This is a genomic window from Ruegeria sediminis (genome assembly GCF_005938215.1).
GTDB classification, from domain to species: Bacteria; Pseudomonadota; Alphaproteobacteria; order Rhodobacterales; family Rhodobacteraceae; genus Ruegeria; species Ruegeria sediminis.
This window is the reverse complement of sequence record NZ_VCPD01000001.1, coordinates 374,802-399,954: the sequence shown is the minus strand read 5'-3', so window position 1 is coordinate 399,954 and position 25,153 is coordinate 374,802. Positions and strand designations below refer to the sequence as shown.

Here is a 25,153-nt window from a genome sequence, read left to right as displayed (position 1 = left end):
CGAAACATGGCGAATGCAAAAGGCAAAGTCACTCAGATCATCGGGGCCGTCGTCGACGTGCAGTTCGATGACGCGCTGCCTGAAATTCTGAACGCGCTGGAAACCGAAAACAACGGCAAGCGCCTGGTGCTCGAAGTTGCGCAGCACCTGGGCGAGAACACCGTCCGCACCATCGCGATGGACGCGACCGAAGGTCTGGTCCGCGGTGCCTTGGTGACCGACACCGGCGCACCGATCTCGGTGCCGGTGGGCAACGCCACCCTGGGCCGCATCCTGAACGTCGTCGGCGAGCCGATCGACGAAAAGGGCCCGGTCGAAACCACCGAGACCCGCGCCATCCACCAGCCGGCGCCCGAGTTCGACGAGCAGTCGACCGAGTCCGAAGTTCTGGTGACCGGCATCAAGGTGGTGGACCTGCTGGCCCCCTACGCCAAGGGCGGCAAGATCGGCCTGTTCGGCGGCGCCGGCGTGGGCAAGACGGTTCTCATCATGGAACTGATCAACAACATCGCCAAGGTGCACTCGGGCTTCTCGGTGTTCGCGGGTGTTGGTGAACGGACCCGTGAGGGCAACGACCTGTATCACGAGATGATCGAATCGAACGTGATCAAGCCCGACAACCTGTCGGAATCGCAGGTGGCCCTGGTTTACGGCCAGATGAACGAGCCTCCGGGAGCGCGTGCGCGCGTGGCGCTGACCGGCCTGACGCTGGCCGAGCAGTTCCGCGACCAGTCGGGCACCGACGTTCTGTTCTTCGTGGACAACATCTTCCGCTTCACCCAGGCGGGTTCCGAGGTGTCGGCGCTTCTGGGCCGTATTCCTTCGGCGGTGGGCTACCAGCCGACGCTGGCCACCGACATGGGCGCCCTGCAGGAGCGCATCACCTCGACCAAGGCCGGCTCGATCACCTCGGTGCAGGCGATCTACGTGCCTGCAGACGACCTTACCGACCCCGCGCCGGCAACCTCGTTCGCCCACCTGGATGCGACCACCGTTCTCAACCGCGCGATCTCGGAAAAGGGCATCTACCCGGCCGTGGACCCGCTCGACTCGACCTCGCGTCTGCTTGACCCGGCCATCGTCGGCGCCGAGCACTACAAGGTCGCGACCGACGTTCAGCAGATCCTTCAGCGCTACAAGTCGCTGCAGGACATCATCGCCATTCTCGGCATGGACGAACTGTCGGAAGAGGACAAGCTGACCGTGGCCCGCGCCCGCAAGATCGAGCGCTTCCTGTCGCAGCCCTTCGACGTGGCCCAGGTCTTCACCGGCTCGCCCGGCGTTCAGGTTCCGCTGGATGTCACCATCGACTCGTTCAAGCGCGTCGTGGCCGGCGAATTCGACCACCTGCCCGAAGCGGCCTTCCTGATGGTCGGCGGCATCGACGAAGTGATCGCCAAAGCCGAGCGTATGGCCGCCGCAGCTGCCTAAGGAGTAAACCTGATGGCAAACACGATGCAATTCGACCTCGTGAGCCCGGAGCGGAGCCTTGCTTCGCTTCAGGTGACCGCGGTCCAGATTCCCGGCGCGGACGGGGACATGACGGCGATGCCCGATCATTCCCCCACCATCACCACGCTGCGCCCGGGCATCCTGAAGGTCGAAGCGCCCGAAGGCTCCAGCGAGTACCTGGTGACCGGCGGGTTCGCCCAGATCAATGGCGATGCCCTGTCGGTGCTGGCCGAAAAGGCCATCCCCGTCGGCGAAATGACCCGTGCGCAACTGGACGATCTGATCGCCGAGGCGCGCGCTTCGCACGAAGCCGCCAAGGGGCAGGAGCACCCGAGCATTGTCGATGATGCAGCCAAGCTGCTGGCCGACATGGAAGCCCTGGGAACGCATATGAGCCTGTAAGGCTCGTGACCTGAATGAAACGCTGGACGGCCCTGCTTTTGGCGGGGCCGTCTTTTTTGTAGCGATTTGGGGGAATCGCGGGTTATGGTTCATCAAATTGTCAGTTTTGATTTGGTAATGAAGAGTTTTCGAAGCCATCCCATCGGCATTGATCAGGGCGAAGAGATCTTGTTTTCGGAATTCGCAGACGGCGGCGACATGTGGACGGGCAAGGGGCCGCGCGAACGGCGGTCGGCCATCCGTTTCAGCGAGGGTTTTCGTTCGCCGCCGGCGGTCCAGATCGGCGTCGCGCTTTGGGATGTGGACACGTCATCGGCGCTGCGGGCCGAGGTGAAGGCGGAAAACATCACCTGCGAAGGGTTCGAGGCGGTGTTCCGCACCTGGTCCGACACCCGCATCGCACGCATCCGCGTCGCCTGGACCGCGTTCGGGGAAGTGCCGCATGTGGATGATTGGGAGATTTCGTAGGATCGGCGTTTAACAGAATTATCTCCGAAATGGCGCCAATCCGATCAAATTGTTGATGCTGCCTTCTGGGAGGGGGATGTCAAATGCGCCGGACGACCCGAATTCTGCTTTTGCCTGTTGTTGCCGCGTTGACCCATGCGCCAGGTCAAACCCTGGCCGACGACGCCACCTATGGATTCGAGGTGGCCGAGCACGGCCCGCACATCATCGAGGTCTTTCTGGGCGGCACCCATGCGGACCATCACGGAAGCAGCGAGACCGTGTTCTCGGCGGGGGTGCAGTACCGATATGCCATCACCCACAGGGTGTCGTTCGGCGTTCTTGCGGAATATGCGAACGAACCGCTCGACGCCTGGATCGTCGGCGCGCCGGTGGTCTTCAACCTCGGTGAAACCAACTGGCAGTTGACCGCCATGCCCGGAGTCGAGATCGAAGACAGCGAGGAGGAATTCCTGTTCCGCGCCGGGGTCGGCTATGAGTTCGAACTGACCGACTACACCCTGAAACCCGAGGTCAACGTCGATTGGGTGGACGGCGACACGGCGATCGTCGCGGGCGTCAGCGTCGGCTTCCGGTTCTGATACCGCACCGGGTCGCGGGGCGCATGTCGCGGACCGTGCGCCGCTGCGAAAACGTCATCGGGCGGCCCGGTGGGGCCGCCCTTTCAAGTCAGTTGGACCGATAGAAGGTCTCGTAGATCGGGATCAGGGTCTTGTCTTCGAACAGCGACGAGACCGAGGTGCCGTTCCAGATGTTCAGGATCGCCTGGGTGAAGATCGGCGCGGTCGGCACCACGCGGATGTTCGGGGCCTTCAGGATCGCGTCGGTCGGCTGGATCGAGTCGGTGATCACCAGCGATTTCATCACCGAACCGGTCACGCGCTCGACCGCGGGGCCGCTCATGACGCCGTGGCTGATGTAGGAGTGGACCTCCTTCGCGCCGTTATCCATCAGGATCTGCGCCGCCTTGCAGAGCGTGCCGGCGGTGTCGCAGATGTCGTCCACGATCAGGCAGATCTTGTCCTTCACTTCGCCGATCACCGTCATCTCGGCCACTTCACCGGGCTTTTCGCGGCGCTTGTCCACGATCGAAAGCGGCGCGTTGATGCGCTTGGCCAGTTCGCGGGCGCGGGCCACGCCGCCCACGTCGGGCGAGACCACCATCAGGTCATCCATCTGGCTTTTAAAATGGTTCCGCACGTCCAGCGCGAAGATCGGCGAGGCATAGAGGTTGTCCACAGGCATGTCGAAAAAGCCCTGGATCTGCGCGGCGTGCAGATCCATCGTCAGAATCCGTTCGATGCCGGCGCCGGTCAGCATGTTGGCCACCAGCTTGGCCGAGATCGGGGTGCGGGCCTTGGTGCGGCGGTCCTGGCGTGCATAGCCGAAATAGGGGATCACGGCGGTGATGCGCGCAGCCGACGACCGGCGCAGCGCGTCGGCGATGATCAGCAGTTCCATCAGGTTGTCGTTGGCCGGGTTCGAGGTCGGCTGGATGATGAACATGTCCTCGCCGCGGACGTTCTCGAACACCTCGACGAAGATCTCGCCATCGTTGAAACGCTCGACCCGCGCATCGACCAGACCCTGATCGACACCGCGATAGAGGCTCATCCGGCGGGCGATGGATTCGGCAAGCGGAAGGTTGGCGTTCCCAGCGATGAGCTTGGGTTCGTTGAGTGTCGGCATTGTCTGTGATCCCCGGGCAGCAGGCGCTTTGTGACAGATTCGTGATGTTGACACCGCTTAGCATGGGCGTACCGTTCAGCAAAGCTAACGGCGCGGAGAAAGTGAACATGGCCGATATTGACTACTTTTTTGCGACACTCTCGCCGTATTCCTACCTGGCCGGCACCAGGCTGGAAGAGATCGCAGCGAAAAATGGCGCGACCATCGCCTACAAGCCGCTGGACATCGTGGCGCTGTTCGGGCGCACCGGCGGCACGCCACCCAAGGACCGCCACCCCTCGCGCCAGGAATACCGCCTGCAGGAGATGCAGCGGCAGGCGAAAAAGCTGGGCATGAAACTCAACCTGAAGCCCGCGCATTGGCCGACCAACCCCGCGCCGTCCTCTTACGCGATCATTGCCGCCAGCCGTGACGGCGGCGGCGACCTGGGCAAGCTGTGCCATTCGATCCTGCGCGCCTGCTGGGCCGAGGAAAAGGACATCGCCGAGGATGCGGTGATCCGGGACTGTCTCGAAGCCGCGGGTTTCGACCCCAAGCTGGCCGACAGTGGCCTGCTGGCGGGGGCCGAGACCTATGCAGCCAACCTGGAGGAAGCGGTGGAGCGCGGCGTCTTCGGCGCGCCGTTCTACATCACCAGCGACGGGCAGAGGTTCTGGGGGCAGGACCGGCTGGACGACCTGGACGCGCATCTGGCGGAGACCCGGGGATGAAGGATGTGGCCCTGCTGCCGCAGACCCCGCATGTGCGCCATCTGGGCCAGGGGCCGCGCCGGGTTCTGGCGCTGCACTGCACCATCGCCCATTCGGGCGCGTGGAAGGGGCTGGCCGGAGAGCTGGGGCAGGAGGCGACGTTCGTGGCCCCCGACATGTTGTCGCACGGGCGCAGCCGGGACTGGGACAGGCAGGGCGACTTTCAGGACCGGATCACCGACATCGCGGAAACGCAGCTGAGCGGGCCGATGGACGTGATCGGCCATTCCTTCGGCGCGACGGTCGCCTTGCGCCTGGCGGTGCAGCACCCGGACCTGGTGCGCAGCGTCGTGCTGATCGAGCCGGTGTTCTTTGCGGTCGCCAAGCGCGATGCGCCGGACCTGATCGATTTGCACCATCGCGACGCCGAACCCTACCTGGATGCGATGGCCGAAGGGGACGAGGCGCTTGCGGCGCGGCTTTTCAACCGCATGTGGAGCACCGAGGACAGCCCCCGCTGGCCGCAACTGCCCGAAAGCACGCGGGCCGCGATGATCCGGGGCATCCACGTGGTCCCGTTCGTCGATCCGGCGCTGTTCGACGATCGAGCCGGGTTGCTGCAGCCGGGTGTCCTGGACCGCGCGGCGATGCCCGTGCTGCTGCTGCGCGGGTCGCTGACCCATCCGGTGATGACGGCGATCAACGAGGGTCTGGCCCGGCGCCTGCCGGACGCGGAAAGCCTGGTGATCGACGGGGCGGGGCACATGCTGCCGATCTCGCATCCTGCCGAGACCGCCGGGAAGATACGCGCCCTGTGGGCGCGGGTCTGATCACGCCAGCAGAGAGATGAAGCGGTCGATCTGATCGCCGCCGAGCGACCAGTCGCAGACAAGGCGGCAGGCCAGCGGCTCGTCCTCGTCGTCGCCTTCCAGTTGCGCGCCCCACAGGTGGTAGACCGCTCCGGCCTTGTGCAGACGCTTGTGGGTGCCGCGGGGGAAGCTTGCGAAGACGATGTTGGCCTGCGGCTCGTGCAGGAAGTCCGCGCCCGCCGCGCGCAGCCCCTCGACGAGCCGCGCGCAGTTTGCATTGGCCCGGCGCGCCGAGGTCAGCCAGAGGTCATCCTGCAGGTAGGCGGCCATCTGCGCCGAGAGATAGCGGTGTTTCGAGAACAGATGCGCTCCGCGTTTGCGGCGCAATTCGAATTCCCAGGCCTTGGATTCGTCGAAGAAGATCACCGCCTCGACCCCCATCAGCCCGTTCTTGGTGCCGCCGAAGCTGACCGCATCGACGCCCGCCTTCCACGTCATCTCGGCGGGCGAGCAGTCGAGCGCGACCAGCGCGTTGGCGAAACGTGCGCCGTCCATGTGGACGGGCAGGCCGTATTCCTTGGCCACGCCGCAAAGCGCCCGCAACTCGTCCAGGGAATAGACCGAGCCCCGCTCGGTCACCTGCGTGATCGAGACCGGCCCGCGCTGCGGCCCGTGCACGCCGCGGGTTTCCTCCGCGGCGATCGCGCCGCGCAGCGCCTCGGGTGTCATCTTGTCGCCGCCGGGAACGAGGGTCAGCTTGGCGCCGCTGTAGAATTCGGGCGCGTTGCACTCGTCCTCGTGGATATGGGCGACGGGCGAGCAGAAGATCGTCTGCCAGGGCTGCGCCAGCGTCGCCAGCGCCAGTACATTCGCCGCCGTCCCGGTCGCCACCAGATAGACCGCAGCGCCGGGCGCATCGAAGATGCCGCGGATGTGGTCGCGCACCTCGTTCATCAGCGCGTCGGCGCCATAGGCCATCGCGTAGCCCTGGTTGGCTTCGGCCAGCGCCTGCAGCACCTCGGGATGCACGGGTCCGGAATTGTCGGAGGCAAAGAACATCAGGTCGGCTCCTCGATTATGTAGTCTTCCCACTCTTCCTCGGGGGTTTCGAATTCCGAGACCGTCCGGCCCCGAGCCGACACGCCCGCCGCATGCACGCTGTCCGGGGTGCCGGAAATCAGCGGGTGCCAGTCGTAAAGCGGCTTGCCCTCCCACAGCAGCCGGTAGGCGCAGGTTCGGGGCATCCAGTAGGCGTGGGTGTCCAGGTTGTCGGGCTTCAGGACGATGCATTCCGGGACGAACTGGTGCCGGATCTCGTATTGCGTGCAGCGGCAGGTTTCGTCGTCCAGCAGGCGGCAGGCCACGCAGGTCAGCGCAACGACGCCGCTGTCCTCGTCCTCGAGCTTGTTGAGGCAGCATTTGCCGCAGCCGTCGCAGAGCGCCTCCCACTCCTGCTCGTTGAGGTTCCTGAGCGGCTTGCGTTCCCAGAAGCGCGGCGCGAGGCCGGAACGGTCGATCGGATCCTTCTTCATGGCGCGGCCAGAATGTCCCGCGCCCTGGCGCAGTCGTCCTGCATCTGCCGCACCAGCGCGTCCACGCCGTCGAAGGTCATCTCGGGGCGCAGGAAATCCACCAGGCCCACGGACAGCGTGGCGCCGTAGAGATCGCCGGAAAAGTCGAACAGGAAGGTTTCGATATTGGGCTGTTCGCCCTTGAACATCGGGCGCGTGCCGACCGAGGCCGCGCCGTGGTAGCTGCCCTGATGCGGCCCGTCCAGCACATCGACCAGCACCGCGTAAACGCCGAACTTGGGCTGGTGAAGCCCTTCGATCGACATGTTGGCGGTGGGAAAGCCCAATTCGCGCCCGCGCTGTTCGCCACCGATCACCACGCCCTCGATCCGGTGCCAGTGCCCCAGCATGGTGGCCGCGTCGCGGGGGCGGCCCTCGCTCAGCGCGGTGCGGATTGCGGTCGAGGAGACGACGTTCTCCGACCGCTCCATCAGTGGCGCGATGGTGATGCCAAAGCCCATCTCGCGGCCAAACCGGACCATGTCGTCGGCATCGCCGCTGCGTCCCTTGCCGAAACAGAAATCGGCGCCCACGACCACATGGGCGAGGCCCAGGCCATCGCAGATCACGTTCCGGGCGAATTCCTCGGGCGACAGGCCCGCGAGCGCCGCGTTGAACGGCAGCTCGTAAAGCTTCTCGACCCCAAGCTTCTGCAGGCGGTGCGCGCGGGTGCCGCCGCGCATCAGCCGGAACGGCGGACTTTCGGGCGCGAAGAATTCGCGCGGATGCGGCTCGAAGGTCAGGACGCCCAAGGGCGCCTCGGGCGCGGCCTTTCGCGCCAGCTCGATCACCGACCGGTGGCCGATATGCACGCCGTCGAAATTGCCGATCGCGACGCTGGCGCCGCGGTCCTCTGGTTCGACGAATTGGTAGTCCCGGATGATCCGCATGGGCGATTGCGTAGCGGGACTGCGGGGCATGTTCAAGCGCCACTTCGCGAAAGGCCCGGCCGGTTGGGCACGAGGGGTCGCAGCATCAACCGCGGAAAACCATTTCTTGATCTGCGGAAAAGCCGGGGTGTAGACTGAAGTTCCGGTTGCTTAACCTTTTGTCGGGGAAAAGGTAATCCGGCTCAGGGCCATATGCCGGCAGGCACATCGAGGGGATGAACGCCATGTACCGAGTGCGCCTCTTCGCCATACGCCACGCGCGCGCGTTCGAGTGGATCTACAAGCGCGTCGAACAGGGCATGGTGGCGCTTGATCCGCTGTTCGCGAAAATCGGATACAACCGTGTCGAGCGTCCGATCGCGCTGGTCGAAAAGGGCGTCAAGGTTTTGTTGTTCGACTGCAAGATGTGCGGCCAGTGCGTCCTGTCCTCGACCGGCATGTCCTGCCCGATGAACTGCCCCAAGCAGCTGCGCAACGGGCCGTGCGGCGGCGTGAGAGAGGGCGGCTTCTGCGAGGTCAAGCCCGAGATGAAATGCGTCTGGGCGCTGGCCTGGGACGGGGCAAGCCGGATGCGCGAAGGGCCGGAGAAGATCAAGCAGGTCCTGCCGCCGGTCGAACACTCGTTGCGCGGGTCGTCGTCGTGGCTGCGGGTGAGCCGCGAGATCGCCGCGAAACGGCGAGAGGCGCGCGACGCCGCGCGGCTGACCCTGGCGCAGGCCTTTCCCGAGGCGCGCAAGACCGAGCCGTCCGCAGCGCCGCTGGCCGAGGAACCGCCGCGCGCGACCAGCCAGGAGGCGCGGAAATGAGCCCGGCAGGAGAAAAGGACATCACCGCTTCGGGCTATGTGCCCGCGCCCGAGGGATTCGTTTCCCACAGCCGGCTGGAACGCGTCCTGCGCTCGGGCCGGTTCGCGGTGACGGCGGAACTCAACCCGCCGGACAGCGCCGACCCCGCGGATGTCTATGACGCGGCGCAGCCTTTGGGCGAGGTGGCGGACGCCATCAACGCGACCGATGCGTCGGGCGCGAACTGCCACATGTCCTCGATCGGGATCTGCGCATTGCTGACGCGGGCGGGCTATTCGCCGGTCTACCAGATCTCGTGCCGCGACCGGAACCGCATCGCGATCCAGGGCGACGTGCTGGGGGCGGCCGCATTGGGCGTGACCAACGTCCTGTGCCTGACCGGGGACGGGGTCGGCGTCGGCGACCAGCCGGGGGCGAAGCCCGTGTTCGATTTCGACTCGCTGACCTTGCTGCGCACGATCCGCACGATGCGGGATCAGGGCAAGTTCCTGTCCGGGCGCAAGATCACGCGGCCGCCGCAGCTGTTCCTGGGCGCGGCCGAAAACCCGTGCATCCCGCCTTACGAATGGCGCCCGAACCGACTGGCCAAGAAGGTGGAGGCGGGGGCCGAGTACATCCAGACCAACTATATCTACGACATTCCGCTGTTCGAGAAGTTCATGACGCGGGTGCGGGACGAGGGTCTGGACAAGGAGGTGTACATCATCGCCGGGGTCGGGCCGGTCGCCTCGGCCAAGGCGGCGCGCTGGATGCGGTCGAATGTGCCGGGCATCCACATCCCGGACCACGTGATCGAGCGCATGGAAAAGGCCGAGAAACCCGCTGACGAGGGCAAGAAGATCTGCATCGAACTGATCCAGCAGATCAAGGAGATCGCTGGCGTCGCCGGCGTGCATGTCATGGCCTACCGGCGCGAGCACCTGGTGTCCGAGATCATTCTGGAATCCGGGGTGCTGAAGGGACGGGGCAAGGCGCGCAGGGCCTGACGGGCCGGCGCAGCACAAGGCGTTCCGGCATTGACAAAGGCGCCCGTGGGGCGCCTTTCCACACCGGCTGAGGATGTTGTCAGTCGAATTTGCGCGACGGGGCCAGCACCATTGCCTCGCCGATCAGAACCTTCTTGCCATCGACCGAGCAATGGCAGTCCAGCTTGACCCGGCGCTTGGCAAAGTCGATGTCGATCACCTTGACCTCGGCATAGACCATATCGCCGGGGCGCACCGGGGCCAGGAATTTCAGCGACTGTCCCATGTAGACGGTGCCGTGGCCAGGCAGTTGCTCGCCGATCACGGCCGAAATCAATCCGGCGGTCAGCATTCCGTGGGCGATGCGGCCCTCGAAGATGGTGTCGCGGGCGTAGTCGTCGTCCAGATGCACCGGGTTCCGGTCGGTCGATACCTGCGCGAACATCTCGATATCTTCATCGGTCACCACTTTGCGCAGGTGCCGGGTCATGCCCATTTCGATGTCTTCGATACAGATCGTTCCGCGCGGAAGATTGTCCAACATGTCGCCCTCTCTTTGCATCGACCAAGCAACATTAAGTCACATTCGGCCTCCGAGTGGCAACTTTATTACTTTGCGGGCGCAGAAAATCAAGTCAAAAAATTCTGCTAGCGCAAACGCCCGATGGAATAGGTCGGTTCCGTTTTTTCCTTTTCCATATGGGCCTTGAGCGCATCCGGGTCCGGATGGTGCGACGTTTTTGTCTCGGCCGCGGCAAGGCCGCCGGTAATGAAGAGGGAATCTATGCCCTCGCCCATGGCTCCGGCGATGTCGGTCTGCGGACCGTCGCCGATGGCGAGGATGTCGCTGTCCGAAACATCAGCGCCCAGCGCGACCAGGCGCCGCCGGGCCAGATCGTAGATCGGCGGGTGCGGCTTGCCGAAATACAGGCTTTCGCCGCCCATCTCGGTATAGAGCCGCGCCAGCGCGCCCGCGCACCATTCGCGCACTTCGCCCCGGTCCACGACGATGTCGGGATTGGCGCAGAGCAGTTTCAGGCCCTTTTGCTTGGCATAGAGGAAATCGGGGCGGTTGACCGCGGGGTCGGCCATCGGGTCGAACGGGCCGCAGCAGACGATGCCTTCGGCCTGGTCGAGTGGCACGCGCTCGATCTTGACCGGATGATCCAGGATCTTGAGCGGCTCGAAGAACCCTTCGTCGCGCTGCCATTCGCCCATGAAATAGACTTTCTCGCCGACCGCGCCCTCGAACATCGCCGCCCGGGCGGAATCGCCGCTGGAAGCGATGGTGTCATAAGCGTCGTCGGGCACGTCGAACCGCCGTATCTGTTCCGCGACGCCGGCCCGCGGCTTTGGCGAGTTGGTCAGAAGCACCACGATGCCGCCCTTGGCGCGATAGGCGCGCAGGGCCGCGACCGCCTCGGGATAGGCGGTGACGCCGTTGTGAACGCAGCCCCACAGGTCGACGAAGAGCGCCTTGTAGCGGTCGGAGATGTCGGAGAGTGCGTGGATGATCTGGGTCATTGGGGCCTCTGATGGATCACAAGGGTTCTGAGTCAGCTATGGCAAAGCTCAGGCAGAAAGGCCACCCGCTAGAACGCAAGCAATCCATGCTGCAACAGCCCCTGCGCGGGAAATCGGCCGGGTTGTGCTAGGATGTGGACTGGTCTTTCTTCGTCCTTGGAGGGGTGAACATGATCGATGGCAAGAGAACGCACCGTTTCTCCGAAATCTTCGCCCCGTGGTTTCAGGTCGCCGCGCTTACCCTGGCGGGTTTGTGGGCCGTGTTCGAATTCGGCGTGTTCGAGGCGCGCAAGAAATACGTTCTGGAAATCGACGTGTCGGCGTCGATTGGCGATCCAATCGGCGATGGTTCCGAGGGCTCGGACTATGTTCCCATCCGTCTGAGTTCGGTGATCCAGAATACCGGGAACCGCGGCGTCAGCCTGCTGTTCGCAAAGGCTGTGCTGGGCGAAGAGCAGTTCTATCCGCCGGAGGAAGGGCCGATTTTCGGCATACGCGACTGGAGCACCACCGAGCACGAGGCGTTCCGGTTCGCCGAGAACATCGGGGAACGCGGTTTTTCCCACGCGACCGCGTTCGAGTTGTTCTCGCCGTACTATTGGCTGGACAAAAACGAGAAGCAGAAAAACGAGATCCTGTTCTTCGCGAACACCGAAAACGCCTACGTGTTTTCCTATCAGGTGTTTTACTATGCGGCCCAGCGGTGCAACGGGATCTATCCGTTCGAGACCTGCTACGAGTTCAGGGCGGATACATGGGAACGCCCCGAGGGCGAAAAGTGTCCCGGCGACAACCTGTGGGTGGGGGTGACGCGCCTGTGCGTCCAGTACTTTCGCGCCGTCATCGCCGACGGCGCGCGGGATTGGGAAGAAGTGGGCAAGGACGTGCTCTATCGCGAGCACAACATGATCATCTACAGAAGGGACGGAAGTCTTTTCAACGGTCATGCGCGACTATGACCGGCGGCGGATGCCCGGCCGCTTGCGGTGCTGGAAATGAAACGGGCGCCCGCGTGGGGCGCCCGGAGACTTCGCGAGTTCAGGTGGAAATCACACCTTCAGGTTCGGAATGATCTGCTTCTTGCGGCTCATGATGCCGGGCAGGACGACGGTGTCGCCGGCGACCGAGGCGCCGAAGCTTTTCTCGGCCACGGTCTTGACCAGGTCGTTGGGCACCAGCAGGGTGGCTTCCTCGTTCAGGATGTCCACGACGAACAGCAGCACCTGGTCGGCGCCGTCCTCCTTGGCGACGTCGGTCATCGACGCCATCAGGCTGTCCTTGCGGTCGAGGATCATCTGCGGCGAGGTGGTTTCCAGAACCGAGACGCGGAATTCCTTGCCGTCGACGTTGTATTCCTTGCTGTCCATGCGCAGCAGTTCGGCATCCGAGAAGGACGAGACGTCCGACTTGGCGGCAAACATCTCGGCGGCGTAGCCGGGGATGTCGAGGCCCAGGTCGGCGGCCAGTTTCTCGGCCACTTCGCGGTCATGATCGGTAGTGGTGGGCGAGCGGAATTCCAGCGTGTCGGACAGGATGCAGGTCAGCGCCGCGCCTTTGGCCCAGTCGGGCATCCTGGCGGCGTCGTCGCCCATCAGGTCGTACATGATGGTGGCGGTGCAGGCCAGCGGGCGCACGGTGATGTCGATGGGGCCTTTGGTTTCCAGCCCGCCGACCAGCTTGTGATGGTCGATGATGGCGCGGATGTCGGCGCTGTTGATGCTGGCGGGCAGTTCGGCGGGGTTGTTGGTGTCCACGATCACGACCGGGGCGCCCTCGGCCACGTCGGCGATGATCTGCGGTTTGGGCAGGTCCCAGCGTTTCAGCATGAAGGCGGCTTCGGTGTTCGGTTCGCCCAACAGCACGGCCTCCGCTTTTTCGCCTTTCACCTCGTTCAGGTACCAGGCCCAGAGAATGGGCGAGCCGGTGGAGTCGGTGTCGGGGGATTTGTGGCCAAAAACTTGCGTGGTCATGTCAGCGTCCTGCAGTGTGGAAATTTGCGCGCCTTATAGGGCGGCTGCACCGGCTTGTCACGCGGCTGCGGACGGCATGCGACGGTTGGTCAGAGGGGCTGGCATAAAGCGGCTGTGGCCGGGGGAACGATTGGTGGCCCGGCCAGTCGTGCGTCAATCGTCCACGACGCGGAATTCGCCCGACGGCACCTCGGATGGGGGTTCCTCGAACTCCTCGGTGTTCAGCCCGCGGCGGATGAGTTCGCGGATGGCGGCGGCCCGCGAAGGGAGACGGTTTTCGAATCTCCAGTCGTCGATGGCCTTCAGTTCTTCGACATCCAGCATCAACTGCAGCTTTTCCGTGCGCTTCGGCGGCCGGGCTTGGTCGGGCATGATTTCCTCTCTCTTGACCATCACTTACTCCATTTATCTATGTTGATGAACCTCCTTGGCATCATTTCCCTACGGAACCACCGTATCCCGCACAGGCGATTGAGCATCGGCAACGGACGCCGCTCAAGTGGGTGACGTAAGTTAAGTATATGATTTTTATTGAAAAAAATTACAGAAGCGCCTAGGTTCCTGAACTCGATACCACACGAACAGGAGCAAGAATGACACAGCAAGTTCTGAAATCCGAACCCCAGAACGAGGTCAACGACACCGGTATCGACAAGAATGCCTGGATCGCGAACGCGATCACCGAAGTGCTCTGCGACAGCGTTCTGCTGATGGTGAAGACGCAAGGGTATCATTGGAACGTGGTCGGCCCCCTGTTTCTGCCGATCCACGAACTGACCGAACGGCAGTACCGCGACTTGTTCGAGGCAATCGACACGCTGGCGGAACGCATTCGCGCCCTGGGTCAGATCGCCCCGATTTCCGTGACGGACATGATCAGCCAGTCGCGGCTGACCGAAGAGGAAACCGTCAGGGACGCGCATGGTATGATCAAGCAGCTGATTTCCGACAACGAGTCGCTGGCGCGCCGGTTGCGGGAAACCGCGGCGCTGGCTGCCCGTCACGGCGACGGCGCGACCGAAGACCTGATGAATGCCCGGATGGCGAAGCACGAAGAGGCGATCTGGATGCTGAAGGCCATCGCAACCGCCTAGCAGGACACGTCCAGCCAAGGCGCATGACAAGAAAAAAGGAGTGAAACATGTCTACACGCAATGAATACATCGAAAAGGCCAAGGCGCAGCTTGACCGCTGGAACGCGCAGATCGAGGAACTCGAGGCGCGCTGGAAGAAGGCGGAAGCTGACGCGAAAGTGCAATACGAAGATCAGCTGAAGCAGGTTCGCGAACAGCGCGACGAGGCGAAGGAGCAGATCGAAAAGGTGCAGAAGGCCAGCGAGAGCGCATGGGACGACATGCGGGCCGGCTCGGAAAAGGCCTGGGGCCAGATCCAGGAGGCGTTCCAGAAGGCGGCCAGCCGTTTCAATTGATCGTGTGACCGCTGGATGCCGCAGCAGGCAAGGCTGACGCCCGGGACGCCGGGCACGGCGGATGGGCTGCGGCAATTGCCACGGAAGGCTGGATGACGATCTGCGCCCGCTTCCCGAAAGTTCCCCCTCCCACGCGGGCGAAGGGACGCATTCAGTCTTTCAGAGAGACCGGGGCCGACGCATTGACGCGGTCCCGGTCCTCTTTCAACACAAGGTCGCGATCCGCAAAGGCCAGCGCCCGCCGCGACGCGGCGCGGGCGGCCCCGGCCATTTCGTCGTCCTGGCTGTTGGCCAGTCTTTCCAGCGCGGATTGCAGGAACAGGTGAACCTCGACCTTGTCGCCGGCATCCCGGGCGATGGCGGCGAACGCGTCCTCAAGCAGGGCGGCAGTCGGGATGGGCGGCGCGGCGACGCGGGTAAAGCTTGCCGTATCTTCGGGGGCCGTTTCGGCGGTGAGCGGCACGAGCAGGCGCAGCAGTCGCCCCATGATGGTGATCGCGGTGGCCGGATCGTTGACCCCGGGCGACAGCGCGCGCTGGGCGATTTCCGATAGGATCTGCAGGCTGAAACGCGGGTCCTGATCGAAACTGCGCTCGGCGCCGATCAGGAAGGCCGCGCGCACCCGATCCTCGTCCAGCGGCCCGGAGACGCGGGCCAGCGGCTGGCCGGCGGCGATGAAGGTGCCGGGAAGCGCAAGGATCCAGATTCGGCTGTCGTCGGCGCAGGCGCGTTCCTCAAGCATTCCGGTATCGACGTGCCGCACGTATCCGGTGGTCTCGGCGGTGACGGGTTCGGCGGAACCGGGAACCGAGTCGAGGTCGCACGCGACCGCGCCGAGGCACGGCAGTTCCGACCGGCGGCGCAGGGCGCGCCGCGCCGCGGTTTCAATCTTGTCGGCCGTTTCCGACACCCCGCCAAGGTTCGACAGTTGCTCGATCCAGCGCAGGATCGCGATGACGACCAGCAGGATGACGATGAAGGTGAAGGCAAGAATGACGGCGTTCGAGCGTTCGTCGTAGACGCCGGTCTCGACCAGGATCAATGAAGCGAGCGCAAAGATGAACGCGCCGAGAAAGGTGGCGAGCGCATTCTGCGTCACCGTGTCTTCCTCGATCACCTGCTGCGCCCGTGGCGAGGACTGGTTCGATGCCCATTTCTGGGCCGCCACCATGATCGAAAGCGAAAAGGTCGTCACCGCCAGCATCGACGAGGCGAGGATTTCGAGGATCCGCCCGACGGCGTCGGCGTTCAGGCGTTCGGCGAAGGTTGCAGGCACCAGAGGGCCGAGGACCGGACCAAGCGAGGCGCTGACCAGCGCCAGGGCCGCGATCAGGCTGGTCCGCACCCAGAGCCGCCGGACCAACTGGCGGAACAGGAAAATGGGTTTGGTGAGAATCCGGGAATCGAACATGAAACCTGCCCAAAGGTAAGATCTGCCTGTTGAAAATCGATCCTACAATGAATTGCGTGCCGGTGGCGTTTTTCTTCTCTTGGCGGCGGGCGTCGCCGGAGCCGCAAGGGCGAGGCGGCCGATAACCTCTGACACGACGGCAAACAGGTTCCGATCCTAGAACGCCGCGCGTTCCAGCGCATATCCCGCCTGCTGCAGATGGTTGAGCAGACCGTACTCGCCGCTCAGGTGGCCCGCGCCGACCGCAATGACGGCTGTCTGGTCGCGGATGGCGAGGATGTGGCGCAGCCAGTTCTCGTTGCGCTGGACCAGCAACTGTTCCTCGAACCCGGCCCACTCCGCGTCGAACTCTGCCCGCGGCAGGCCCGAGTCGCGCAGCCCCTGAAGGCGGGCGAACTGCAGGATCTCGGCGTGCTTTTCCTCCATGTAGGCGTTGGCCATCGTGGCGAGTTGGTCGTCGCCCGCATCCAGCGCCGCAGCCAGGCGCACGACCGAGCGTACCTGTTCCTCGATCGGGTTGGTGTCGAACAGGGCCATCAGATCTTCGATCCGTTCCAGCGAATGCTGCGGGATATCCTGCGCCCCGGCCAGTTCCGAAAGGCGCTTGTCCATGCCGCGGTCGGCGTCGGGTGCCGTCAGCAGGCAGGGCGGCATGCCCAGCATCATGCTGAGGAACCAGGGGCGCATCTTGGCCGCCATCCAGCCCGGAATGCCACGCTCGGCCAGCTTGTCCGACAGCGACGCCCAGTTGTCCTCGTCGATCAGGTCCACCAATGTCGGGCCCGAAGTGATCAGCACCGGGCTGAAATCCCTTGCGAGTTTCCGCTCGAAGGCCGTCATGTCGGCTTCGGTGATCTCGAAGTAATAGCTGTCGGCCCCGGACAGGGCAGGGGACAGACGTTCGATCACCGCATCCATGCGCGGATCGTTCGTGTGCAGGGTTCCGATCAGGTGCAGCGTCGCGCCGCCCTTGGTGGCGATCCAGTGATTGCCCTCGGCAAAGGGTATCCCGGCCAGCGCCGCGTCCAGTTCGGCCCGGTCCTGTGCGGTCATGTCCGGCCGCAGGTCACGCCCGTCGCAAGCGGCGAGGGCTTGCAGCGGCAACAGGCACAGGAAGAGGAGGCCGAAAATCAGTCGCATGTGTCGAGTCCCGGGTAGGTCGATTGTCAGAATTCGGTGCGGGTCAGGCTGTAGCCGCGCTGTTTCAGCAGGTTCAGCAGGCCCGCCTTGCCCGGAAGATGCCCCGCCCCGACCGCAACCACAAGCACCTGGCCCCTGGTGGCCTGAATGACGGGCAACCACGCGCGGTTGCGGTGGTCCAGGATCTGCCGGTCATACTGCCTGAGAAGGCGGTCCACCTCGCCACGCGGGATATTGATGTCGCTGTAAAGCGTCCATTTCTGGATCAGCATCGCCTCGGCCAGACGCTCTTCGAAATAGGCGTTCGACATCGTCACGATCTGGTCGTCGTAGTTGAGCGTGCTTTTCATGTCCAGTTCCAGCAGCCGCAACTGGTCGCGCAGCGGTTGCGCGGACAGGGCGCGTATCCCGTCGCCCACCCGTTCCAGCGATCCGACCGGCACGCCGTTGCGGACCGCCAACCGCTCGATCCGTTCGTCGAGGCCGGCATAGGCGGCGATCCCCCGGCCGCCGCAACCCGAGCGCGACAGCGCCAGCGAGATGTACCAGGGCTGCAAGCGCGCGAGGATCTCGCTGTCCATGCCCTCGGGCCGCATCCGCAGTTGCAACATGCTCCAGTCTTCGGCCGACATCATGTCGGCCAAGGTCGGCCCGCGCGGGATCAGCAGGATCGAGGGGTTTGACTCGATCACGTCGTCCAGCCTGTTCAGTTCCCTTGCGGTGACCTCCAGCAGAACCGCATCCGCCGCACGGATCACCGGGCGCAGCGTGCGCATGATGCGCCGCATTCGGCTGTCGCCGTTGTGCTGCGTGCCGACGACGTGGATCCGGCGGTCGCCTCTGGTCGCGACCCAGTGGTTGCCGTAGGCGAAGGGGATTGCGCGGATCTCGTGCTGCAGCCGCCGCTCGGCCGCGGGCGTCAGCCTGTCGCGCAGGTCCGACCCGGTGCAGCGCGCCTGCGCCGCTCCGGCCGCGATGAGGCAGAACAATAGGGTTGCGATTGCGCGTCGCATGCAGGGTCTCCGCCGCCGTGTCCTGATCCCATTGTGGCGCGGGCGCATACCTGCCCGCAAATGCTATTTGTGCGCGGCGGCGGATTGGGCTTAGCTTGTTGTCATGCAGCGCGAGCAGGATCTCTATCCCCCGGTCAAGGCGCTTTTGGAGCGTCAGGGCTATCTGGTGAAAGGCGAGGTCGGGGCCGCCGACATCGTCGCCGTTCGCGAGGCGGAACCGCCCGTCATCGTCGAGTTGAAGCTGCGCTTTGCGCTGGCGCTGTTTCACCAGGCGATCGCGCGTCTGAAGGTCACCGACCGGGTCTATGTGGCGGTGGCGCGGCCGCGGGGCAAGACGGCGCGGCGGGCCTTGCGCGACAACCTGGGTCTGTGCCGCCGGCTGGGACTGGGCCTGATCACCGTCCGGACGGACGGGCGGGTCGAGGTGCATTGCGATCCGGGACCCTACGCGCCCCGCAAGTCGCCGGCGCGCGCCGCCCGGCTGCTGCGCGAGTTCGACCGGCTGCAAGGGGATCCGAATGCCGGCGGCGCGACGCGGCACGGAATCGTCACGGCCTATCGGCAGGACGCGTTGCGCTGCGCTGCGCATCTGGCCGAGAACGGCCCCGCCAAGGGGGCCGAGGTCGCCAGGGCAACCGGTGTGGCGCAGGCCACGCGGCTGATGCGGGACAATCACTACGGTTGGTTCGAAAAGGTCGACAAGGGGATCTATGCCCTGGCCGAAACCGGCCGGGACGGGCTGACGCATTGGGCCTACAGTTGGGAGGACGAGGCGTGATCCGGGTCAGGGGCTGCGCCGCCGGACGAAATCGCGGACCATTCCGACGATCTCCGGGGACAGGGCAGGGGTGATGATGTGGCCCATCCCATTGATCGCCCGGTACTCGCTGCCGGGAATGTGGGCCGCGATCTCTTCGCCCAGTGCGACCGGGATCAGCGTGTCGTCGGTTCCGTGGATGATCAGGCAGGGCAGGGCGACGCCGCGCAGCGCCGGGCGGCGGTCGGTCGCGTTCACCACGGCCAGAACCTGCCGGTTCATGCCCTCGTCATCCACGCCGCGCGCATAGGCGCGTTCGGCCATCGCGCGGATTTCGGCCTTTGGCATCGGGTAGCCCGGGCTGCCCCACCGGGCGTGCTCCTCGACCTGTCCTTCCACATATTCCTCCAGCGAGCGGGGGCGGACGAGCAGGCTTTCGGCCAGGACCGCAAGCGCCGCGGCGCCGCCCGGGGTGCGCTGGGAAAAGGGGCGGCAGGCGGACATCACAATCGTTGCCGACAGCAGCCGGTCGGGGTGATCGATGCAGATCTGCTGCAGGATCGCGCCGCCCATCGAGATGCCGAACACATGCGCGCGGCTGATGCCGAGCGCGTCCATCAGGCCGATCACGTCCGCCGCCATGTCCTCGATCCCGTAGGGATTGGGCAGTTCGCCGCCTGCGCGGATCAGGTCGAGGATCGCGTCCGCGCTGCTCGGGATGCCTTCGGCTGGGCATCGTTGCGACAGGCCTACGTCGCGGTTGTCGAACAGGATCGTGCGGAACGCCGCCTTTGCGAAGCCCTCCACCAGGGCATCGGGCCAGTGCGCCAGTTGCGTGCCCTGGCCCCGGATCAGGATGAGCGGCGCACCGTCGTCCGGGCCGTGCGCTTCGACCTCCAGACGGGTGCCGTTGGCAGCGATTTGCATGATCTACCCACTCCCCCGGCAATCGGTTCTGGCGGCGTCTTGAAACGCGGCGACCGGAAGTCTATCTGCGGAGCGGTGCATGTAAATCCCGCCGCTGCAACGGTTTGGCGCGGGCCGACGAAAAAAATTCGATCCGGATTGTTGACTCACCGATTTTTCCCACCTAGCTATGCCTGCGTTAGCACTCTACTGATGTGAGTGCTAATACTCCCGCCAGAGCGCGGGGGGAGGAAAAACAACCTTTGAGCCAAGGAGCTGCAAAGATGGCATTCAAACCTCTTCATGACCGGGTGCTGGTGCGCCGCGTCGAAAGCGACGAGAAAACCAAGGGCGGCCTGATCATTCCCGACAGCGCCAAAGAAAAACCCGCCGAAGGAATCGTCGTCGCCTGTGGCGAAGGCGCCCGCAAAGACAGCGGCGAGCTGATCCCGATGTCCGTTTCCGAAGGTGACAAGATCCTGTTCGGCAAATGGTCGGGCACCGAAGTGACCATCGACGGTCAAGAGCTGCTGATCATGAAAGAGAGCGACATCCTGGGCATCATCGAGGCTTCGGCCGCGGCCAAAGCCGCCTGAAGCGCCCGGATCGTCTGACCTCAACGCAAAAAGTTATTCCAAGGAGCAAGTCAAATGGCTGCTAAGGACGTCAAGTTTACTACGGATGCCCGCACCAAGATGCTGAAAGGCGTCAACGTTTTGGCCGACGCCGTGAAAGTGACCCTGGGCCCCAAGGGCCGCAACGTGGTGCTGGATAAATCATTCGGCGCGCCGCGCATCACCAAGGACGGCGTGTCCGTCGCCAAGGAAATCGAACTGGAAGACAAGTTCGAGAACATGGGCGCGCAGATGGTGAAAGAAGTCGCCCAGCGCACCAACGACGAAGCCGGTGACGGCACCACCACCGCCACCGTTCTGGCCCAGGCCATCGTCAAGGAAGGCCTCAAGCAGGTTGCCGCCGGTCTGAACCCGATGGACCTCAAGCGTGGTATCGACCTGGCGACCGCCAAGGTCGTCGAAGGCATCAAGGCCGCCGCCCGCGAAGTGAAGGACTCGGCTGAAGTCGCACAGGTCGGCACCATCTCGGCCAACGGCGAAGCCGAAATCGGCCGCCAGATCGCCGAAGCGATGCAGAAAGTCGGCAACGAAGGCGTCATCACCGTCGAAGAGAACAAGGGTCTGGAAACCGAGACCGATGTCGTCGAAGGCATGCAGTTCGACCGCGGCTACCTGTCGCCCTACTTCGTGACCAACGCCGACAAGATGGTCGCCGAGTTGGAAGACGCCATGATCCTGCTGCACGAGAAGAAACTCTCGTCGCTGCAGCCGATGGTTCCGCTGCTCGAGCAGGTGATCCAGTCGCAGAAGCCGCTGCTGATCATCGCCGAGGACGTCGAGGGCGAAGCCCTGGCAACCCTGGTGGTCAACAAGCTGCGCGGCGGTCTGAAGATCGCGGCCGTCAAGGCGCCGGGCTTCGGCGATCGCCGCAAGGCCATGCTGCAGGACATTGCGATCCTGACCGGCGGCCAGGTGATCTCGGAAGATCTGGGCATGAAGCTCGAGAATGTCACCATGGACATGCTGGGCACCGCCAAGAAGATCACCATTTCGAAGGACGAGACCACCATCGTCGACGGCGCTGGCGAAAAGGCCGAGATCGAGGCGCGCGTTTCCCAGATCCGCACCCAGATCGAGGAAACCTCCAGCGACTACGACCGTGAGAAGCTGCAGGAGCGCGTTGCCAAGCTGGCAGGCGGTGTTGCCGTGATCCGCGTCGGCGGCATGACCGAAGTGGAAGTGAAAGAGCGCAAGGACCGCGTGGACGACGCTCTGAACGCGACCCGCGCCGCCGTGCAGGAAGGCGTTGTCGTGGGCGGCGGTGTCGCTCTGGTTCAGGCCGGCAAGGCGCTGGAAGGTCTGGAAGGCGCGAACGCCGACCAGAACGCCGGTATCGCCATCGTGCGTAAGGCCATCGAAGCTCCGCTGCGCCAGATCGCCGAGAACGCCGGTGTCGACGGCGCTGTCGTGGCAGGCAAGGTCCGCGAGTCGAGCGACGCAGCCTTCGGCTTCAACGCTCAGACCGAAGAGTATGGCGACATGTTCGCCTTCGGCGTGATCGATCCGGCCAAGGTCGTCCGTACCGCTCTGGAAGACGCATCGTCGGTTGCCGGCCTGCTGATCACCACCGAAGCGATGGTGGCCGACAAGCCGCAGAAAGACGCGCCGGCAGGCGGTATGCCCGACATGGGCGGCATGGGCGGCATGATGTAATCCGGCCCAGCCTTCGCGCTAACGGATCGGGGTCGCCTTCGGGCGGCCCCGTTTCGTTTCGATTTCCCGATGTCCGGGGAAGGCCGCGAAAACCCGGCCGGATGCGAAAGCGGGTGTTCGGGACGCGGCCGAGGCGCTATGCGGAACGGATGAGACTGTTCCTGCTGACCGCGCTGACGATGGTCGCCTTTGCGGCCAATTCGATCCTCAATCGCCTGGCCGTCGAGAGCGGCGCCAGCGAACCCGGCGGCTTCGCGGTCGTGCGGGTTCTGGCGGGTGCAGTGACGCTGGCGGTGCTGGTGCATCTGCGCGGCGGTCGCCTGCCCTTGCTTTCGGTGCGGCGGATCGCCGGGGCGGGGGCGCTGTCGCTTTACATGATCGGCTTTTCGACCGCCTATCTGACGCTGGATGCGGGGCTTGGCGCGCTGATCCTGTTCGGCGTTGTGCAGATCACCATGTTCGGAGTGACCTCGGCGACCGGCATGCCGCCGATGCCGCGTCAAATGGCCGGGGCCGTCATCGCCTTCGGGGGGCTGGCCTACATCCTCTGGCCCGCGGGCGAGGTGCGGGCCGATCCGGCCGGCGCGGTCCTGATGGTGTTGGCCGGGATCGGCTGGGCTGTCTACACGCTTGCCGGGCGCACCGAGCCCGACGCCCTGGCCGGGACCGGGGCGAATTTCGTGGCCGCTCTGCCGGTGACGGCCGGGGCCATCCTGCTGCTCGGCGGCGGCTGGGGCATGACCCCCGTTGGCTACGGGCTCGCGATCCTGTCGGGGGCGGTGACCTCGGGCCTAGGCTATGCGCTATGGTACCGGGTCCTGCCGCATTTGGCGCCGTCGATCGCCGCCACGGTGCAGCTGAGCGTGCCCGTCATCGCCATCCTCGGCGGCATCCTGTTTCTGGCCGAGGCGGCAAGTTGGCGCCTTGTGTCCGGCACGGCGCTGGTTCTGGGCGGGATCGCGCTGGCGGTTGTCCGGCGCCGCGCGAACTGAGGCTTTTCCCGGCGGTCAATTGAGCATATCTGGCTGACATGCGGTTGATGTTCTTCCTTCTTCTCTTCTGGCCCGCGGCATCGCGGGCGGATTGCGTGGTGCTGTTGCACGGGCTGGCGCGGACCGAGGCGTCCTTTGCCGTCATGGAGCAGCTTCTGTTGGCCCGTGGCTACGACGTCGTCCGGCCAGGATATCCTTCGACCGACCTGCCGATCCCGGAACTGGTCGACCAGACGCTGCCCGCGGCGCTGGCGAAATGCGGCGATCAACCCACCCATTTCGTGGCGCATTCGATGGGAGGGATCCTGCTCCGCGACTGGCTGCGGGACGGCAAGCCCGAAAACCTCGGGCGCGTGGTCATGCTGGGACCGCCGAACCAGGGCAGCGAACTGGTCGACGAACTGGGCGACTGGGAGGTGTTCGGGCTGCTGCACGGGCCTGCCGGCCTGTCCCTGGGAACCGGGCCGGACAGCGTGCCACGCAGCCTGCCGCCGGTGGATTTCGACCTGGGCGTGATCGCCGGGCAGAACTCGCTCAACCCCGTGTTTTCGTCGATGATCGACGGGCCGGACGACGGCAAGGTTTCGGTCGCCTCGACGCGGGTTGTGGGAATGAAGGATCACATCGTGCTGCCCGTGACCCACACCTTCATGATGAACAACCCGCGCGTGATCGCGCAGACGGTGCATTTCATCGAATTCGGCCATTTCGACCCCGAGATTTCCTGGCTGGACGCGGTGATGGCGGCAATCGACGAGATCTGCATAGGACGGGATTGCTCGGAACCCGAATCGGAAGCCACGCAATGACACTGAACCTGACCTTCTGCGGCGCCGATGTGCTTGTGCCGGATGCGGGGATCGTCCGTGCCGACCTGGCCATTTCGAATGGCGTGGTCGCGGATGGACCCGTCGGGCGGCGGGTGGACCTGACCGGCTACGTGGTGCTGCCCGGCATCGTCGATCTGCACGGCGACGGGTTCGAACGGCACCTGGCCCCGCGGCGCGGGGCGATGAAGCAGATGGACGAAGGCGTTCTGTCGGCCGAGGCGGAACTGGCCGCCAACGGCATCACCACCGCGGTTCTGGCGCAGTTCTACAGTTGGGAAGGCGGATTGCGGGGCCCGGACTTCGCGGCGCAGGTCTTTCGCGCCATCGCGGCGGTTCGCGAGCAGGTCGTGACCGATCTGATCCCTCAGTTGCGGTTTGAAACGCACCTTCTGGATGACTATGCGGCACTGCCCGCGCGTGTGGCCGAATGGGGTGTGCCTTACGTGGTCTTCAACGACCATCTGCCGCATGACCGCCTGGCCGAGGGGCGCAAACCGCCGCGCCTGACCGGGCAGGCGCTCAAGGCCGGGCGCAGCCCCGAGGCGCATTTCGAACTCCTGCAAACCCTGCATGCCCGCACTTCCGAGGTGCCGGCCGCGCTGGACGCGCTATGCGACAGGTTGGCGGGGTTGGGCGTCCGCATGGGCAGCCACGACGACGCGCTGGCCGGAACGCGGCAGATCTGGCGGGCGCGCGGCGTGCATATCGCCGAGTTCCCCGAGACCTTGGAAGCGGCCGAGGCCGCAAAGGCGGCCGGCGACAGCGTGATCCTTGGTTCGCCCAATGTCGTCCGCGGCGGCTCGCACAAGGGCAATGCCAGCGCCGTCGATCTGATCGCGATGGGGTATTGCGATGCCCTGGCGTCCGACTACCACTATCCCAGCCCGCGCCGCGCGGCGCTGATGCTGGCCGACGCGGGGGTGCTGGACCTGGCCTCGGCCTGGGCGCTGATCTCGGAGGGCCCGGCGCGGGTGCTGGGCCTCGAAGATCGCGGAAGGCTGGAAGCGGGCAGGCGCGCCGATCTGGTGATCCTGGACGCGAACACCCGCCGCGTCGCCGCCACGCTGTCGGGCGGCCGCGTCAGCCACATGGCCGGTGAGATCGCTGGCCGCTTCCTCGGCTGACCCCGCTTCATCTTTTCCCAAATACTCC

29 protein-coding genes are annotated in these 25,153 nt (G+C 64.8%); 17 read left to right on the top strand and 12 right to left on the bottom strand.

The genetic code is table 11. From position 1 onward, the window contains the following. The first annotated feature begins 6 nt into the window (after positions 1-6). The 4 genes from atpD to FGK63_RS02175 all read left to right on the top strand — a co-directional run bounded on the left by atpD (position 7) and on the right by FGK63_RS02175 (position 2,903). Positions 7-1,431, top strand: a complete 1,425-nt coding sequence (gene atpD, locus FGK63_RS02190; RefSeq protein WP_138839962.1) for a F0F1 ATP synthase subunit beta — start codon at positions 7-9, stop codon at positions 1,429-1,431. A 12-nt stretch (positions 1,432-1,443) separates the two neighbouring features. Continuing rightward, positions 1,444-1,854, top strand: a complete 411-nt coding sequence (locus FGK63_RS02185; protein ID WP_138839961.1) for a F0F1 ATP synthase subunit epsilon — start codon at positions 1,444-1,446, stop codon at positions 1,852-1,854. A gap of 117 nt (positions 1,855-1,971) precedes the next feature. After that, complete coding sequence (locus tag FGK63_RS02180) at positions 1,972-2,322, top strand: H-type lectin domain-containing protein (protein WP_138839960.1); 351 nt, start codon at positions 1,972-1,974, stop codon at positions 2,320-2,322. Between the two features lie 83 nt (positions 2,323-2,405). Then, positions 2,406-2,903, top strand: a complete 498-nt coding sequence (locus FGK63_RS02175; RefSeq protein WP_138839959.1) for a hypothetical protein — start codon at positions 2,406-2,408, stop codon at positions 2,901-2,903. A gap of 88 nt (positions 2,904-2,991) precedes the next feature. Here FGK63_RS02175 and FGK63_RS02170 read toward each other — a convergent pair whose 3' ends face one another. Next, the gene (locus FGK63_RS02170; RefSeq protein ID WP_138839958.1) at positions 2,992-4,011 is read right to left on the bottom strand and encodes a ribose-phosphate pyrophosphokinase; all 1,020 of its coding nucleotides are present in this window, start codon (positions 4,009-4,011) and stop codon (positions 2,992-2,994) included. Positions 4,012-4,118: 107 nt separating this feature from the next. On the opposite strand from FGK63_RS02170, the gene FGK63_RS02165 reads away from it, so the two are divergent. Both FGK63_RS02165 and FGK63_RS02160 read left to right on the top strand, forming a co-directional pair. Then, positions 4,119-4,721, top strand: a complete 603-nt coding sequence (locus tag FGK63_RS02165; protein WP_138839957.1) for a 2-hydroxychromene-2-carboxylate isomerase — start codon at positions 4,119-4,121, stop codon at positions 4,719-4,721. Next, on the top strand, positions 4,718-5,530 hold the full coding sequence (locus tag FGK63_RS02160) for an alpha/beta fold hydrolase (protein WP_138839956.1): 813 nt from the start codon (positions 4,718-4,720) through the stop codon (positions 5,528-5,530). Before FGK63_RS02165 ends, FGK63_RS02160 begins: the two co-directional genes overlap by 4 nt. Here the strand turns inward: FGK63_RS02160 and FGK63_RS02155 are convergent, their stop codons facing one another. Genes FGK63_RS02155 through FGK63_RS02145 form a run of 3 tightly spaced genes read right to left on the bottom strand, consistent with a single transcriptional unit; the run spans position 5,531 to position 7,970 of the window. Then, positions 5,531-6,568: a threonine aldolase family protein gene (locus FGK63_RS02155; protein ID WP_138839955.1), complete on the bottom strand. Its 1,038-nt coding sequence runs from the start codon at positions 6,566-6,568 to the stop codon at positions 5,531-5,533. Further along, complete coding sequence (locus tag FGK63_RS02150; protein WP_138839954.1) at positions 6,568-7,041, bottom strand: YcgN family cysteine cluster protein; 474 nt, start codon at positions 7,039-7,041, stop codon at positions 6,568-6,570. The genes FGK63_RS02155 and FGK63_RS02150 overlap by 1 nt, the downstream gene beginning before the upstream one ends. Next, positions 7,038-7,970 (bottom strand): bifunctional riboflavin kinase/FAD synthetase, encoded by a 933-nt coding sequence (locus FGK63_RS02145; RefSeq protein ID WP_138840431.1) that lies wholly within the window; start codon positions 7,968-7,970, stop codon positions 7,038-7,040. The genes FGK63_RS02150 and FGK63_RS02145 overlap by 4 nt, the downstream gene beginning before the upstream one ends. Positions 7,971-8,194: 224 nt before the next feature. On the opposite strand from FGK63_RS02145, the gene FGK63_RS02140 reads away from it, so the two are divergent. Together FGK63_RS02140 and FGK63_RS02135 are read left to right on the top strand one after the other, a co-directional pair. After that, positions 8,195-8,776: a methylenetetrahydrofolate reductase C-terminal domain-containing protein gene (locus FGK63_RS02140; protein WP_138839953.1), complete on the top strand. Its 582-nt coding sequence runs from the start codon at positions 8,195-8,197 to the stop codon at positions 8,774-8,776. Then, on the top strand, positions 8,773-9,762 hold the full coding sequence (locus FGK63_RS02135) for a methylenetetrahydrofolate reductase (RefSeq protein ID WP_138839952.1): 990 nt from the start codon (positions 8,773-8,775) through the stop codon (positions 9,760-9,762). Before FGK63_RS02140 ends, FGK63_RS02135 begins: the two co-directional genes overlap by 4 nt. Before the next feature lie 79 nt (positions 9,763-9,841). On the opposite strand, the gene FGK63_RS02130 is transcribed toward FGK63_RS02135, so the two are convergent. Together FGK63_RS02130 and FGK63_RS02125 are read right to left on the bottom strand one after the other, a co-directional pair. Beyond that, positions 9,842-10,285 (bottom strand): MaoC family dehydratase, encoded by a 444-nt coding sequence (locus FGK63_RS02130; RefSeq protein WP_138839951.1) that lies wholly within the window; start codon positions 10,283-10,285, stop codon positions 9,842-9,844. A gap of 104 nt (positions 10,286-10,389) precedes the next feature. Next, the gene (locus FGK63_RS02125) at positions 10,390-11,265 is read right to left on the bottom strand and encodes a TIGR01459 family HAD-type hydrolase (RefSeq protein WP_138839950.1); all 876 of its coding nucleotides are present in this window, start codon (positions 11,263-11,265) and stop codon (positions 10,390-10,392) included. A 170-nt stretch (positions 11,266-11,435) separates the two neighbouring features. On the opposite strand from FGK63_RS02125, the gene FGK63_RS02120 reads away from it, so the two are divergent. Then, a complete protein-coding gene (locus tag FGK63_RS02120; RefSeq protein WP_138839949.1) occupies positions 11,436-12,224 on the top strand; it encodes a hypothetical protein in 789 nt (262 codons plus the stop codon). A gap of 90 nt (positions 12,225-12,314) precedes the next feature. Here the strand turns inward: FGK63_RS02120 and FGK63_RS02115 are convergent, their stop codons facing one another. Both FGK63_RS02115 and FGK63_RS02110 read right to left on the bottom strand, forming a co-directional pair. Then, positions 12,315-13,235: a manganese-dependent inorganic pyrophosphatase gene (locus FGK63_RS02115; protein WP_138839948.1), complete on the bottom strand. Its 921-nt coding sequence runs from the start codon at positions 13,233-13,235 to the stop codon at positions 12,315-12,317. Positions 13,236-13,388: 153 nt separating this feature from the next. Continuing rightward, positions 13,389-13,607 (bottom strand): hypothetical protein, encoded by a 219-nt coding sequence (locus tag FGK63_RS02110; RefSeq protein WP_138839947.1) that lies wholly within the window; start codon positions 13,605-13,607, stop codon positions 13,389-13,391. Positions 13,608-13,828: 221 nt separating this feature from the next. Between FGK63_RS02110 and FGK63_RS02105 the strand changes: the two genes are divergently transcribed. Together FGK63_RS02105 and FGK63_RS02100 are read left to right on the top strand one after the other, a co-directional pair. Then, entirely contained in the window at positions 13,829-14,329 is a 501-nt protein-coding gene (locus FGK63_RS02105; RefSeq protein ID WP_138839946.1) for a Dps family protein, read from the top strand. A 47-nt stretch (positions 14,330-14,376) separates the two neighbouring features. After that, positions 14,377-14,664 (top strand): sll1863 family stress response protein, encoded by a 288-nt coding sequence (locus FGK63_RS02100; RefSeq protein ID WP_138839945.1) that lies wholly within the window; start codon positions 14,377-14,379, stop codon positions 14,662-14,664. Between the two features lie 151 nt (positions 14,665-14,815). Here FGK63_RS02100 and FGK63_RS02095 read toward each other — a convergent pair whose 3' ends face one another. From FGK63_RS02095 to FGK63_RS02085, 3 genes are all read right to left on the bottom strand, one after another. Further along, entirely contained in the window at positions 14,816-16,075 is a 1,260-nt protein-coding gene (locus FGK63_RS02095) for a DUF2254 domain-containing protein (protein WP_138839944.1), read from the bottom strand. Between the two features lie 156 nt (positions 16,076-16,231). After that, positions 16,232-17,215, bottom strand: coding sequence for a TraB/GumN family protein (locus FGK63_RS02090; RefSeq protein WP_138839943.1), 984 nt, complete (start codon positions 17,213-17,215; stop codon positions 16,232-16,234). Positions 17,216-17,241: 26 nt separating this feature from the next. Then, positions 17,242-18,228 (bottom strand): TraB/GumN family protein, encoded by a 987-nt coding sequence (locus FGK63_RS02085; RefSeq protein ID WP_171052545.1) that lies wholly within the window; start codon positions 18,226-18,228, stop codon positions 17,242-17,244. A gap of 103 nt (positions 18,229-18,331) precedes the next feature. On the opposite strand from FGK63_RS02085, the gene FGK63_RS02080 reads away from it, so the two are divergent. Continuing rightward, a complete protein-coding gene (locus tag FGK63_RS02080; protein WP_138839941.1) occupies positions 18,332-19,006 on the top strand; it encodes a DUF2161 domain-containing phosphodiesterase in 675 nt (224 codons plus the stop codon). Between the two features lie 6 nt (positions 19,007-19,012). Here the strand turns inward: FGK63_RS02080 and FGK63_RS02075 are convergent, their stop codons facing one another. Beyond that, complete coding sequence (locus FGK63_RS02075; protein ID WP_138839940.1) at positions 19,013-19,912, bottom strand: alpha/beta fold hydrolase; 900 nt, start codon at positions 19,910-19,912, stop codon at positions 19,013-19,015. Between the two features lie 263 nt (positions 19,913-20,175). On the opposite strand from FGK63_RS02075, the gene FGK63_RS02070 reads away from it, so the two are divergent. The 5 genes from FGK63_RS02070 (at position 20,176) to FGK63_RS02050 (ending at position 25,125) form a co-directional block, all read left to right on the top strand. Then, positions 20,176-20,487, top strand: a complete 312-nt coding sequence (locus FGK63_RS02070) for a co-chaperone GroES (protein WP_138839939.1) — start codon at positions 20,176-20,178, stop codon at positions 20,485-20,487. Between the two features lie 54 nt (positions 20,488-20,541). Next, positions 20,542-22,179 (top strand): chaperonin GroEL, encoded by a 1,638-nt coding sequence (gene groL, locus FGK63_RS02065; RefSeq protein WP_138839938.1) that lies wholly within the window; start codon positions 20,542-20,544, stop codon positions 22,177-22,179. 149 nt (positions 22,180-22,328) lie between these two features. Next, positions 22,329-23,171 carry a DMT family transporter gene (locus FGK63_RS02060; protein ID WP_138839937.1) on the top strand — a complete coding sequence of 281 codons (843 nt, stop codon included), beginning with the start codon at positions 22,329-22,331 and terminating at the stop codon, positions 23,169-23,171. A 38-nt stretch (positions 23,172-23,209) separates the two neighbouring features. Then, complete coding sequence (locus tag FGK63_RS02055) at positions 23,210-23,980, top strand: alpha/beta hydrolase (protein ID WP_138839936.1); 771 nt, start codon at positions 23,210-23,212, stop codon at positions 23,978-23,980. Next, positions 23,977-25,125: an alpha-D-ribose 1-methylphosphonate 5-triphosphate diphosphatase gene (locus tag FGK63_RS02050; RefSeq protein WP_138839935.1), complete on the top strand. Its 1,149-nt coding sequence runs from the start codon at positions 23,977-23,979 to the stop codon at positions 25,123-25,125. Before FGK63_RS02055 ends, FGK63_RS02050 begins: the two co-directional genes overlap by 4 nt. The last annotated feature ends 28 nt before the right edge of the window (positions 25,126-25,153 follow it).